Origin of the sequence: Ruegeria halocynthiae (assembly GCF_000743705.1) — a bacterium.
In the GTDB taxonomy this organism is placed as follows: domain Bacteria; phylum Pseudomonadota; class Alphaproteobacteria; order Rhodobacterales; family Rhodobacteraceae; genus Ruegeria; species Ruegeria halocynthiae_B.
Genome location: NZ_JQEZ01000001.1, coordinates 535,309 through 548,213 on the forward strand (window position 1 = coordinate 535,309; position 12,905 = coordinate 548,213).

Sequence of the window (12,905 nt, forward strand, 5' to 3'; positions counted from 1 at the left end):
CGCTTACTTCAACTGACTGTCTTTGGAGCCACGCCGATTTATTCCGGCGCGGGACTTAGTGGCCCCGTCGCGTTCCTGTTGACACTCAAGACACAGTTTGACGCCCGGAACGGCCACCCGGCGCTTTTCCGGTATCGGCTCCTCACACTCGGCACAATGGGTCAGGCTTTGACCTACGGGCCGCTTTTGCGCCTGCATCCGGGCCAGCTCGTCCGAGATGGACGCCTCAATCTGTTCACTCACCGCGCCGTCACGCGCCCAGCCGCCTGCCATTGGCCTTCTCCTGATCAGGTGCCTGCCAGATTAGCCGAGCCGGACAACGGCTGGCAAGTCAGAGAGAAACGGCACCGTTCAGAACCCGGTCGATCATATCCTGCGTCCCGCGCGAGAATTCCAGCGGACACGGATACGCGGCCCCCTCGCGAACAGACCTGCAAAAGGCCTCGACCTGCAGCTTATAGTGATCATCGCCGGGAAAGCGCGTGACCTGTTCCTCAAGCCCCGGACGATGCAGTTCTACCCGCGCCTCACCAAAGACCCGCGCGTTGAATGGCGCAGTCAGGCGAATGACCCCGCCTTCGCCGTGAAACACCATTTCTTGATGCGGATGCATCCGGATCGAGACATAGCTGGAGTAGGTGAAATCCGGGAATTGCGCGCGGATTTCCGTAAAGGTGTCGATCCCGTCCTCCCACCGGATCGCCGCATCAACCGAAACCGGTTCTTGCCCGGTCGCAAAGCGCGCGCCGCCGATCACATAGACGCCGATGTCGCGCAGGCCACCCCCGCCAGTTTCCGCGCGATTGCGGATGTTGGTCGTGTCGGTGCGGTTGTCAAAACTGAACGCCCCGGTCACATGCGCCAATTTCCCGATAGCCCCATCCGCGATCAGCTTGCGCGTCAACTGCCACTGCGGGTGATGCACAATCATGTACGCCTCGGCCGCCAGCAACCCGGTCTCATCACGTTTTTGAATCAAAGGCGCAAACTCGGACGCGGTCATCGCCATGGGCTTTTCACACAGCACATGTTTTCCGGCATCCAGCGCCCTAAGGCTCCATTCAACGTGCAGGTGATTGGGTAACGGAATATATACAGCCTCGATCTGCGGGTCGGCCAGCAGCGCTTCGTAACTGTCATAAACGGTCAGATCGGGGCAGAATGCCTGAAATGGTTCCGCCTTGGCTGCACTTGACGTGGCCAATCCGGCCAGACGGGCCCCTTCAGCGGCGTGAATTGCGGGGGCCATGAACTGTCGGGCAAATTTGGCGGCCCCCAAAACGCCCCACTGAACCGGTTTGTGCATCATGTCCTCCCACAGGCAGCACCGCGCGTCGAACCAGAATTCCAGTTGCAATGGTTCGTCACCAGATTCTCTGTATCAATCAGCCGACACAAAGTCAGGTTTTTCAGCGCCCAAAGAAAAAGCCCGCCAGAACTGGCGGGCCTGATCGGTTGATCCGGGCGGCCCTACATGGCGCCCAGCATCCCCTTTTCACGCGCAAGTTCGCGCATCTTTTTCTGCAGCTTTTCAAAGGCGCGCACTTCGATCTGACGAATGCGTTCGCGGCTGACGTTGTACTGCGTGCTCAGCTCTTCCAGCGTGACAGGCTGGTCCATCAGGCGACGCTGGGTCAGGATGTCTTTTTCCCGATCGTTCAGCACATCCAGCGCAGCAGACAACAGCTCGCGCCGCGCGTCCAATTCATCGCGCGCCTCATAGTCGCCGGCCTGATCTGCGTCTTCATCCTCAAGCCAGTCCTGCCATTGCATGGTGCCTTCGCCTTCGGAGCCGACCGTTGCGTTCAGCGAGGCATCACCACCGGACATCCGGCGGTTCATGCTGATCACTTCGGCTTCGGTCACACCCAGATCATTGGCGATCTGTGCAACGTTTTCAGGGCGCAGGTCGCCTTCTTCCAGCGCACCAATACGCGCCTTGGCTTTGCGCAGGTTGAAAAACAGCTTTTTCTGTGCCGACGTCGTGCCCAATTTGACCATCGACCACGACCGCAGAACGTATTCCTGAATCGAGGCGCGAATCCACCACATGGCATAGGTTGCCAGCCGGAACCCTTTTTCCGGGTCAAACTTTTTGACAGCCTGCATCAGGCCAACATTCGCCTCAGAGATCACCTCGGCCTGCGGCAGACCATAGCCGCGATAGCCCATGGCGATCTTGGCCGCCAGCCGCAGATGCGACGTGACCATTTTATGCGCTGATTTAGTATCCTGCTCTTCCACCCAACGCTTGGCGAGCATGTACTCTTCTTCTGGCTCAAGCAGGGGAAACTTGCGAATTTCCTGCATATAGCGGTTCAGTCCGCCTTCCGGCGTCGGCGCGGGGAGATTTGCGTAATTTGCCATGTTTCATGTCCCTCCGACAAATGTTTAAGTCGTTAACATAGGATATGGGCGTCCATATCACCTCGTTCAAGAGGTACTGTTAACAGTCTGGAATTAACGATTGATAAAGGAAAGCTAAGAACGCGTTACTCACGTGACTTTGCACATTATGTCAGCGGCGCAGCCAAGTGTTCAATCAAATTTTCCATATCATTGGGCAATTCGGCCTCGAACCTCAAATTTTCGCCGGTTACAGGGTGTTCGAACCCTAAAACGGCGGCATGAAGCGCCTGACGCGGGAAACTGCGCACAGCTTCGGCAGTGGCCGCGCTGAACGCCTTGGCGGCCAGTTTGCGTTTGCCGCCATACACCGGATCGCCGACCAACCCGTGGCCCGCATGGGCCAAATGGACGCGAATCTGGTGCGTTCGGCCTGTTTCCAGCCAGCATTCGATCAAGGCCAGCACGCCCGGCTTGCCAAAGCTCTCGACCACGCGGGCCCGCGTGACGGCATGGCGCCCGCCATGAAACAACACCGCTTGCCTTTGCCGATCAGTCTTGTGACGTGCCAGTTGGGTGGTCAGCCGCATGATATTGCCCGCCTCAAAGCTGACCCCTTTGACCCCGCGCAAACGGGGGTCATTTGCATCCGGCACACCGTAACAAATCGCGCGGTAATAACGCTCGACACTGTGGGCCTCGAACTGAGCGGCCAGCCCGTGATGCGCGGCATCTGATTTGGCGACGACCAGCAAGCCGCTGGTTTCCTTGTCGATCCGATGCACGATTCCGGGGCGTTTGACACCACCGACGCCAGACAGATCCGCACCACAGTGGTGCAGCAATGCATTCACAAGCGTTCCATTGGGCGACCCCGGCGCGGGGTGAACCACCATGCCCGCCGGTTTGTTGACCACAATCAGGTCCGCGTCTTCGTATACGACGTCCAAAGGGATATCTTCGGGGCCGATATGGCTGTCCTCGGCCTCAGCAACGATGATCGTCACACGCGCGCCTTCGGCGACCTTGGCCTTGGGGTCATGCGCCACGGCCCCGTCGATCTGGATCGCACCCTCATCTATCAACCGGGTCAAACGTGTACGCGACAGGTTTTCCCCGGCTGGCACATCCCGCGAAAGCGCCTTATCAAGACGTGGCGGCGGATCGGCCGCGATCTGAAATTCAATCTGACGGGTGCCCATGACTGTCCCTTCCGAACCCCAAGAACCGCTGGAGACCCCGCAACTTCGCCTGTTGCGCAGAATGGTCATGTTGTTGACCGCGGTGATGATTGGCGGGGTTCTAGTTACATTCGCACTGATTGTCATCCGACTATCGGACAGAACCCCCACCCTGCCCGATCAGGTCGAACTGCCCGACGGTGCAAAAGCGCAGGCCGTGACCATCGGGAACAACTGGTACGCGGTGGTCACCGATGACAATCGCATCCTGATTTTTGACAAGACCACCGGCCGCCAGCGTCAGGAAATCACCGTCGAGTAGGGCATTAACCCTCAAGCGCCATGCGAAACACGACCTCTGACGCCTTTCGCAGCGCTTCGTATTCTTCGGGCGTATCCCTGCGAAACATCTGATCCTCGGCGCTGAGACGCGCCGGGCTGAACAATTCCTTCCGATCGGAAAAGAACTCTTGACGGAACTCAACATCCTGCTTGGCAAGGAAATCATCCAGCCACGCGCGTTCTTGCGGCTCCAACACATCGTGCCGCCGAACCATGACCGGATCGTCGATAACGCGCCGGCGCAGCTGACGGCTTTGCTTGCGCCCCATCGCGCGGGATACAACGCCAAACGCCTCGCTTGCGGCGCGGGACTGGGATTGGTTCGATGGCTGATCAGGCGGGCTGCCCTCTGGCAGGTTAACACCAATCCGCGACATGAAATCATCGACCACATGTCCACGGACCATTTCGGCGCGCTCATACATCAGCGGAACGACGGTTACACCAGGGAAAGCCGCCCGGATTTTCATCATTTTTGCTGAGAAACTATAGATTTCGGGATTGGCCTTTATTCTGTCCAACAGATCGCAAATATACGTGGACCCGCCTAGGGCAAGCCGCCCGTTTTTGGCCCGCTGCTTGTAGTCGGCCTCGAAAAAGTCAGAATACCGCCGACAATAGAAAGTGATCCGCAGATCACGTGAGGGGATTTCGGTAAAAATCTGCGCCAGTTTTTGCAGATCACAGCCATAGAACATCTCGGACGAGACCAGACAGGTTTGATCGCTGTGTGCCTGATACTCGCGAAACATGGGTTCGCGGAACGGATCATCCGCCGACTTGGCTTGATTCAGGTGAAACGCAATAATGTTGTGGCTGATCGCAAGGCGCGTTGGCCGTTCCGGCCTGCTGCGCCCGGTTTCCATGTACCGCAAGCCGACCTCTGCCAACGCAGCAGTGTTTTTACGCACATATCCCTGAAGGGCGGTCGAGCCGGTTTTGGGCATTCCTAAATGCAACCAAAGCATCAATCCTCTCCGTACTCAGCGTATTTTCGTTTCATTCCTGAGTCTTGACAGATGTCTCTGCCGTCATTTGCTGCATGAGGTCCTGCATCTCGGGCTGTTCGCGCAGTTGCGAAATCTGCTGTCGGTGAAGGTCGCATGACATGTGATGCAATCGGGCGGTTTCCGGATCCGACAGCAGATCATAGTAATGGCCGCGTTTGCGATCCAGGATCACGTCGATGGAACTGTCTGCGTCGGCATTCTGGTTCATCATATCCCAGTATTCCATACCCAGGCTTTCCCCCAGATGGTGGGCCCGCCCCCGCATTTTCTTGACCAGATAACTTTCGCAGGATTTCAAAGCGTAATGATTGACCTGCACCAGATCATAGCCAACGGAATCCCGTGCCGAACGCCAGCTTCTGGAATAATAGCGATCCGGCATCAATTCACCCGATCCATTGTACCAGTGGCATTCTTCCATGGTTTCGACTGTGGGGCGCTTAGGTCTGTGAACACCTAGTCCAGCCCAGATCTCGGGCTGGAACATGGTTTTGAATCCCCACGCCTGAGGAGGCCGAATTGTCCGCTCGCGGGCGGCGCGTCGAAATTGATCCGACAGAAACCGATCCTCATACCGCTCAATCCCCGCATTTCCGAACAGGCGCCACGTCATTGATATCGTCTTTGCGTCCGGGATGGCCTCGGTCAGGGCGCGCAAGGTGTTATCGCCGGTTTTGACGTTGATGTGTTCATCAGCGTCAATGACAACAACCCAATCCTGAGGCCGGGCAACACCCATCTTGATGAATGAGTTATACGCACGCCTTTGCGGGCTGGTCTGACGGCGCGAATTGTTGTCAACGTGGGTCACGATCCCCCTGTCATCCAACCGCTGAAGCAACGCATCCGTGCCATCGGTGCAGTCGTTGGTCATCACGACGATCTGGTCGACGCCAATTGCCAGGTTGTGCGCGATCCACTCAAGAACAAAGGGGCCTTCGTTCTTCATAGGGGTTACGCTGATATAGCGGGGGTCCTGTTCGGTCATGACTGGCTGCCCTGTTGATCTATTTCTGGCCCGATAAAGCCGGACCTTTCGTTGCCGTTTTGCGGACAAACTACGTGGTTTTGATCGCGCCACCAAGCGTAAATCCAAAACATTCAACCACCTGCGCGTTTAAGTTGATTTGAAAACCGCTTTAGCTTTGGACAAAGATCCCTGGCTTGCCGAAGATACTTGCGGGCCTCTTTCTTGTCGCCGCGTTTCAATAGTATCCGCCCCGCTTCGCCTTGAATAATCGCGGTGTTTTCATCTATATCCGCCGCCTGGATAATTTGGTTCTGCCCCTGCTCGACCGCACCGTTTCTTTCCAGGAACTGACCCATTGCAAACACCAGAAATGGATTTCCCGGATCACATGCCAGCGCGTCCGCCATGACCAGCCTGCCCTTGGAAATATCGGCTTCTTTTTCGTGAAGCTCGGCAAGCCGCTTCAAATAGACTGGATTGTCAGGCAGCAGCTTCACCGCCTTCCGGGCTATGTCAATCGCATGGTGGGCCGGCTTTTCGCCCAGGTGCATCTGCAGCAAAGATTCCGCGCTTTGAAAACCCGGGCTGTCCGGTGACAGCCGCGCTTCCTCGGGAAACTGAGTTGAATTGCGCAAACCTTCTATCAACATAGTCAGCCGTGATGAGTTTGCTGTCAGCCGGCGCGCTCTTTGATCGACCGCCAATTGAGACCAATCCAACAAAACCAAGTCGAAATTGCACGGCAATCGACCTAATACCCGTCGCTGAGAAACATGGGCGTTGTAGTTGAACCATGGGCGCCTGACGGACCGCTGTATGGCCCAGTCCAAAGGAGGCATCGCCCGAAACGCAATCTGCTCTCGGTACAACATCCTCGACCCAAAAATTATGACGTCCGGACGTAGGGGTTTTGCCCAGAAAGCCCGGCTAAACGTCTGGGTCGCCTTCCATCGCTTTTTTAGGATCCCAAAAGTCGCAGCCAACAAAGCCGTCGCCACCGAGTGATCTTCGGGCCAAAGGTTCGGATCAGCCAACGCTTGTTCGGACAGTTCAAGCGCCTCGGGCCACCGTTTGAGATAAAAACAGTTGAGCGCCTGCAACAACGGCAAGAATGCATTATCAGACCCGGCCTCTAATAGAGGTGCCGCCAATTCCACTGCTTCTTCAACGCGATCACCCGCGCCCCAGGCGTGCAGATAGAAGGAGGCTTTTACAAATATGTGGGTCGCCTCGGACAGGTTCAAAAACTCCTGAGGGCCTCGCCGAAGCCGTGCGATCGTTCGCTCCTGTGATTGCTTGATTTCATCCTCGGACAGGACATCGCGAAAGACTTTGCGATTTTGTCCAGAAATCCGCGCGGCAGCCATCGAAAACGCAGAAATATAGGGCGCGATCACCTGATCCGCACGTGACATCGTATATAGCTCAAGAAAATCGCGCTGTGCCCGAGGTAGGCCAGATACATCCGCGATATCCGACATCTGCATCAACTGCGGAAACCGCTTTTGAAAACGGCTGACCAGTTCGGGCTGGTCTGAGAACATTATGGCAGCTGTCCCGGTGTGTTTCTCAAGATGCGTTTCATACAGCTCTTCGGGTTCAATCTTGGCAGGCCAGGTTGAGTGCTTCCACGGCAGCCCGTTCAAAATATCCCCCCGCCGTATGTGATAGGCCGACACGCCCTGCCCCGAAAGCTTTGCGTCCGCCTTCTCCATGACGGCCCGAATTTCATCCGTAAATCCGATCCGGTGAATGAAATCGCGATACCTTGGGCGGATCGATTCGATATCCTCCCAGGGAAAGGCCAGAACCTCGAACCCTTCCTCGACCAGAACCGAACGGCCAGATTTGAGATGCGCAATCAGCCGGTCTGGGGATTTATCGCTCTGAAATGACCAGATCGGCAGGGCGTCCTTTTGAAGCTTGTCAAACGCCTTGGTGCTTAGAAAGTGCCTGTCCATCCAGGCTTTCTGAAACAGCTCCTTTGGATGATCCAATTCGGGCGCATCCGCGCCTTGCGGGAACCAGTTCACCCGGTAATCAGTGTCGAAGTCCTCGGCAAGGCGGATACATGTCAGCATCATCAGCAGCCGCGCGCCCATACGGTCCTTGCGCTGGCCGATAAACACCCCTTTCGTAGGTGTCATGAGTTTTCTCCGGCCTCTTGTATTGCGGCACGTCGAAGCATTCGGAATCTTTGGCGTGCGTGACGCACCATCTTTGTGTGGCGTTCACTTGCAAGGGCATCAATGCCGCGCATGACCATCGGCAACCTGCGCCGCGCCCGCATCATCCGATAAAAGTCAATCGGCTCAAGCGATCCATCCATGGCCCCCAGCATAACCGGCTTCAGGATATCCAGCTTTCGCAACATCGGTGCTGCAAAATGGTTGGAAAACCATGTCTTGAGTAAAAATACGTTTTCACCTTGCAGCCGCGTGACCTGACGACGATCCAGATCAAAGAAAGGGTCATAAAAAACATAGGCTTTTCCAGCCTTTTCAACCGTCTGCGCCGCGTCCCCCAATGGCAGGTCCCAATCCTGAACCCGCCCGAAACGGTACCGGGTTTCCCAGGGCACCAGACGTTCATCCAAGGAGGTTTGCGGATTGAACGCGATGACATTTGCGCCCGGCACAAGTTCGGAAAAGGTCAACGCTCCGAAACCACCCATCGAGGCACCTGCGAAGACAACCTGATCGAATTTCTCAAAAAATCCTTCAGCGGCCCGATCCTGAAAATACGTGATGATTTCGGGGTCGCGGTACCAGGCCTTGGTGCGTGCAAACACACCCAGATGCGACCAGCCCTCATCACGGAAAAACTTCCACCCCCAGGGCTCTCGCGCAAAGGACAGGTCATTCGCATTGGCGATATTGTCAAAACTAACAACCAACTGCGAGGCTGAGCGTTGGTGAAACAAAATAGAATGGCGTTCCAGCTTTTGCAGAAACCCGGCCCCGTCCCCCCCGGGATACAGTTCGACAAACCAAGGCGGGGCTGGATCGGTCAGTATTCTTTCATACCCGGTCTTGCGATCAGGGTGTTCGGGTTTCAACTGCTCTTTTGAAAGATCGTCTGCCATGGTTATCAAATAAGATTGTCCGCCAGCCACACCCGAAAGTCCACCCATTCCGGGCGCATTTTGATCTCGGCAATCTTGGCCCTGTGCCAGTCACATGCCCGCGTATGAAGCGGACCCAGTTCACTATCCGCCTTCAGTTCCTCCAACATCGGCGCGGCACGCCGGGCCGCGGGCAGGATGGACTGATCGGTCTCTTTGTTGGCATTCATATCCTGCCAATAAGATTGCCCCTGGTCCACCCGGATATGGTTGGTGCGCCCTCGGTCCCGTTTGACCAGAAACCCATCCATCGACCTGACCGAATAATGGTGCAGCCGCCCAAAGGAATGATCGAACCCTCGCCAGGCCCGCCAGCCAACTTTTTCTGTGGGAAACAGATTTCCACTGGCATCGGACCAGGCGATTTCACCTTCTTTCCCTTCTTCCACTCCCTTTGGGCGATGCGGCCCAAAGCGGGTGAATTTACCATTGTTCCGAAACAGCGTCTTCAGCCCGAATGCACGGCTTGAGTGATAGGGAAACTCCTGATCGGCCATCGAGAACGCCTCGGTCACGGGTTTGTCTTCAAAACTGATGTTCCCCGCACTTCCGAACAGCTTCCACGCAAACGATATCGCATCCACAGGCTGACCTGCGCGATCCTCGACCGCGTCGATCAAAGCGGCAAACCTATTGTCGCCGCAACGGATGTTCCAGAATTCATCGACATCCAGACAAAGCAGCCAATCCGCTTCTTTGACCTTGGGCTGACGCCGCGCGCGCCGCAACATTTGATGCTGCGGATTGCCACCTTCTTTCACTTCGTTGGGAACATGCGTGGCGATTCCCAACTCTTGCAGCCTGCGGGCAATATCATCAGTCCCGTCGTCGCAATCGTTGGTAAAAATCACAAAGTGGTCGACGCCCAAAGACTTATGGAACGCGACCCACTCCAGCATATAGGGGCCTTCATTCTTCATCGTCGTGAAAACGGTAATGGCCTGAGACATTTATACCTTCCCGAATTGCGTTGATCCTTGTCATACACAACCCCGCAAGCACGGGCGAGACCGGAAATGGAAGTATCAGCAATCCAAGACAAATTGGTGCAACTCTACATCCGAGGAGGCAATCGGAATCCGTCAGAGTTTTCAAGATTTGGTGCGGTCGAGAAGACTCGAACTTCCACGGGTGTTACCCCACAGCGACCTCAACGCTGCGCGTCTACCAATTCCGCCACGACCGCACTGCCAGTGACTTGGTAGAGCGGCGTATAGACGTAGAAGATCAAGATGTGAAGAGGCAAAAAACACGCTCGTTTGATTTCCCTTTAAGCATTCATATCTATAGCACGACAGTATTTCCGCAGACCCTGCCAGGAGCCAAGATATGACATCACCCGATCCCCGCCCCACCGTTCAGGTCGACATCGTATCAGATGTGGTTTGTCCGTGGTGCATCGTCGGCTTTCGACAGCTTGATCAGGCCCTGCAGCAGCACGATGTGTTGGCGCGCCTCAGATGGCATCCGTTCGAATTGAATCCTGACATGCCGCCCGAAGGTCAAAACCTGCGCGAACATATCATGCAGAAATACGGCTCGAGCGCTGAACAAAGCCAACAGGCGCGTGATCGGCTGACACAGATCGGCACCGAATTGGGATTCGCCTTCAATTTTGATGAAAACAGCAGAATGGTGAACACCTTTGCGGCACACCAGTTGCTGGATTGGGCCGAATCCCAAGGTCGTCAGCACCCGTTGAAGATGGCCCTGTTCGGGACTTATTTCACCGACCAACAGGACGTATCCGATATCGACGTCTTGCTGGATGCGGCACAGGCTGCGGGATTGGATCGCACGGCAGCACAGGCCGCGCTTGCATTGGGTGCCCACGCCGGACCCGTACGAGAAAAACAACAGTTCTGGTCCGGTCGCGGTATTTCCGGCGTGCCTTCGATGGTGTTTGGCGGCAAATACTTGCTGACCGGCGCCCAGGGCATCGACACTTATGCCGAAGTTCTTCAGCGCTGTCTGGCCGAGGCCGCGTGACCCCTTCCCCTTACCCCGCCCTCACGTTAAGAAATCGCCATGGAATGGAAGATCACTGACGGGCTGACCGATTATGACGACGCCGTCGCCTTTATGGAGGCGCGCGTCGCAGCGATTGCTGCGGGTGAGGCCGAGGAATGCGTTTGGTTGCTGGAACACCCGCCGCTTTACACCGCAGGCACGTCCGCCCGGCCCGAGGATCTGACCGACCCGAACCGCTTTCCGGTGTATGAGGCAAAGCGCGGCGGCGAATACACCTATCACGGCCCCGGCCAGCGCGTTGCTTATGTCATGCTTGATCTGAACAAACGCGGCAAAGACGTGCGCCGGTTTGTCCAACAGCTTGAGGCATGGGTGATCGCGGCATTGGCCGAGTTCAACGTAGACGGAGAAATCCGGGACGGCCGCGTCGGCGTCTGGGTGCGCAGGGATGACAAACCCCTAACGCTGTCTGGCCAACCCGCAGAGGACAAAGTTGCCGCAATTGGCCTGCGGCTGCGCAAATGGGTCAGCTTCCACGGTATTTCGATCAATGTTGAACCGGATCTTGACCATTTCACAGGCATCGTCCCGTGCGGCATCACCGAATATGGGGTGACTTCGTTGGTTGATTTAGGCTTGCCTGTGACGATGACGGATGTTGACACAGCCCTGCAAAAGACGTTTTCACAAGTATTCGAGCAGATTGACGCGTAAACCCGGTCCGGTTCGCAATTTCGAATCGCTCATCCAGTGGCACGCTATTAACAATCCCTGCCCGCAAAACCCTTTGTTTCCCTTAACCACAACAATCAACCGCTTAACCGGGCATATCACTAAGCTAAATCGCGAAAATACACTCAGATGGATACAAAACGCTGATGACCGCGTAGTGTTAACTAACCGTTCTAGAGTGAGTGGTGTGTTAACCGGTGATTGCGGGCTTGCCCCTGAGAATCGGACAAGTGTTTGTTTACGAGTCTGCCGTTCCGACCCCAAATCGGAACGGCAATTTCTTTTTAAACCGTGCTATCATTGTGCCCAAACCGGGATGGCGTATCACATAGGTGCCCTACCTGTTCAAGCTCTAGCGTCACATGCCCGATACCGAATTCTGAGCGGAGGGATTCTTTGACCCCAAGCGCCACGGTGTCCGCCCGACCCCAAGCCGTTGTTTCGATCACCAGATGCGCCGTCAGTGCAGGCTCACGCTCTTGCATGCTCCAAAGGTGGATATGGTGAACCCCCGCAACACCATCAGTTTCTTCAATCCTGGTCGCGACGTCCTCGGGGTTCAGATCCGGCGGCGCACCCAGCATCAGAACACGGATCGTGTCCCCGATCTCGGATTTGACGTGCCACAGGATGTAGACCGAAATCAGGATCGTGACGGCAGGGTCAACCCAGGTCCAGCCGAACACGATCACAGCGGTACCCGCAATGATCACGGCAACCGAACCCAATGCGTCAGCTACGTTATGAATAAAAGCCGCACGGATGTTCATGCTTTCTTTTGCCATCGAATAGGTCAGCGCAGCGGTAATGAGGTCAACAATCAAAGCAAGCGTGGCGATCCAGACAACCATCCAGCCATTAATGGGCTCTGGCTCAAAGAACCGCATGACACCCTCGTAAAACAGGTAAACCGACAAAACGATCAACGTGGTGTAATTGACCAGCGCCGCGACCACTTCGGCGCGGCCATAGCCAAAGCTCATGCGTGGGTCGGCGGGGCGTCGGGCGATCTTGCGGGCAAAAAAGGCGATGATCAGGGCAACGGCATCCGAGAAGTTGTGCAACGCATCCGCGATCAACGCCAGTGAGCCGGACAAGATACCGCCGATAACCTGTGCCAGCGTCAGCAGCATGTTCACAGCAATCGCGCCAGCCACGCGTTTGTCGCCCGCATCGGGGTCTATATGGTGGTGGCCATGCCCGCCGTGATCGTGGTGATGTCCCATTGC

At 56.1% G+C, this 12,905-nt stretch carries 13 protein-coding genes and 1 tRNA gene; 3 read left to right on the top strand and 11 right to left on the bottom strand.

Annotation, left to right across the window (positions count from 1 at the left end):
• Nucleotides 1-3 precede the first annotated feature (3 nt).
• The 4 genes from JT51_RS02530 to JT51_RS02545 form a co-directional block, all read right to left on the bottom strand.
• Complete coding sequence (locus JT51_RS02530; RefSeq protein ID WP_037307420.1) at nt 4-273, bottom strand: DksA/TraR family C4-type zinc finger protein; 270 nt, start codon at nt 271-273, stop codon at nt 4-6.
• 58 nt (nt 274-331) lie between these two features.
• Nucleotides 332-1,306, bottom strand: a complete 975-nt coding sequence (locus JT51_RS02535) for a Gfo/Idh/MocA family protein (protein WP_037309326.1) — start codon at nt 1,304-1,306, stop codon at nt 332-334.
• A 164-nt stretch (nt 1,307-1,470) separates the two neighbouring features.
• The gene (gene rpoH / locus JT51_RS02540; protein WP_037307425.1) at nt 1,471-2,367 is read right to left on the bottom strand and encodes an RNA polymerase sigma factor RpoH; all 897 of its coding nucleotides are present in this window, start codon (nt 2,365-2,367) and stop codon (nt 1,471-1,473) included.
• Between the two features lie 146 nt (nt 2,368-2,513).
• Entirely contained in the window at nt 2,514-3,548 is a 1,035-nt protein-coding gene (locus JT51_RS02545) for an RluA family pseudouridine synthase (RefSeq protein WP_037307427.1), read from the bottom strand.
• On the opposite strand from JT51_RS02545, the gene JT51_RS02550 reads away from it, so the two are divergent.
• Nucleotides 3,547-3,849: a DUF6476 family protein gene (locus JT51_RS02550; protein ID WP_037307429.1), complete on the top strand. Its 303-nt coding sequence runs from the start codon at nt 3,547-3,549 to the stop codon at nt 3,847-3,849. The two genes, JT51_RS02545 and JT51_RS02550, sit on opposite strands and share 2 nt — an antisense overlap.
• 4 nt (nt 3,850-3,853) lie before the next feature.
• Here the strand turns inward: JT51_RS02550 and JT51_RS02555 are convergent, their stop codons facing one another.
• From JT51_RS02555 to JT51_RS02580, 6 genes are all read right to left on the bottom strand, one after another.
• Complete coding sequence (locus tag JT51_RS02555) at nt 3,854-4,837, bottom strand: hypothetical protein (RefSeq protein WP_152563283.1); 984 nt, start codon at nt 4,835-4,837, stop codon at nt 3,854-3,856.
• A gap of 31 nt (nt 4,838-4,868) precedes the next feature.
• Nucleotides 4,869-5,867 (bottom strand): glycosyltransferase family 2 protein, encoded by a 999-nt coding sequence (locus JT51_RS02560; protein WP_037307434.1) that lies wholly within the window; start codon nt 5,865-5,867, stop codon nt 4,869-4,871.
• Nucleotides 5,868-5,980: 113 nt separating this feature from the next.
• Nucleotides 5,981-7,996 carry a hypothetical protein gene (locus JT51_RS02565; protein ID WP_037307438.1) on the bottom strand — a complete coding sequence of 672 codons (2,016 nt, stop codon included), beginning with the start codon at nt 7,994-7,996 and terminating at the stop codon, nt 5,981-5,983.
• A complete protein-coding gene (locus JT51_RS02570) occupies nt 7,993-8,934 on the bottom strand; it encodes a hypothetical protein (RefSeq protein ID WP_051927390.1) in 942 nt (313 codons plus the stop codon). Before JT51_RS02570 ends, JT51_RS02565 begins: the two co-directional genes overlap by 4 nt.
• A gap of 5 nt (nt 8,935-8,939) precedes the next feature.
• Nucleotides 8,940-9,923 (bottom strand): glycosyltransferase family 2 protein, encoded by a 984-nt coding sequence (locus tag JT51_RS02575; protein ID WP_037307441.1) that lies wholly within the window; start codon nt 9,921-9,923, stop codon nt 8,940-8,942.
• A gap of 149 nt (nt 9,924-10,072) precedes the next feature.
• Nucleotides 10,073-10,159, bottom strand: a tRNA-Leu gene (locus JT51_RS02580).
• A gap of 143 nt (nt 10,160-10,302) precedes the next feature.
• Between JT51_RS02580 and JT51_RS02585 the strand changes: the two genes are divergently transcribed.
• Nucleotides 10,303-10,962, top strand: coding sequence for a DsbA family oxidoreductase (locus tag JT51_RS02585; RefSeq protein WP_037307444.1), 660 nt, complete (start codon nt 10,303-10,305; stop codon nt 10,960-10,962).
• Nucleotides 10,963-11,001: 39 nt separating this feature from the next.
• Nucleotides 11,002-11,658 (top strand): lipoyl(octanoyl) transferase LipB, encoded by a 657-nt coding sequence (gene lipB, locus JT51_RS02590; RefSeq protein ID WP_037307447.1) that lies wholly within the window; start codon nt 11,002-11,004, stop codon nt 11,656-11,658.
• 302 nt (nt 11,659-11,960) lie between these two features.
• Here the strand turns inward: lipB and JT51_RS02595 are convergent, their stop codons facing one another.
• Complete coding sequence (locus tag JT51_RS02595; protein WP_037307450.1) at nt 11,961-12,902, bottom strand: cation diffusion facilitator family transporter; 942 nt, start codon at nt 12,900-12,902, stop codon at nt 11,961-11,963.
• Nucleotides 12,903-12,905 lie beyond the last annotated feature (3 nt).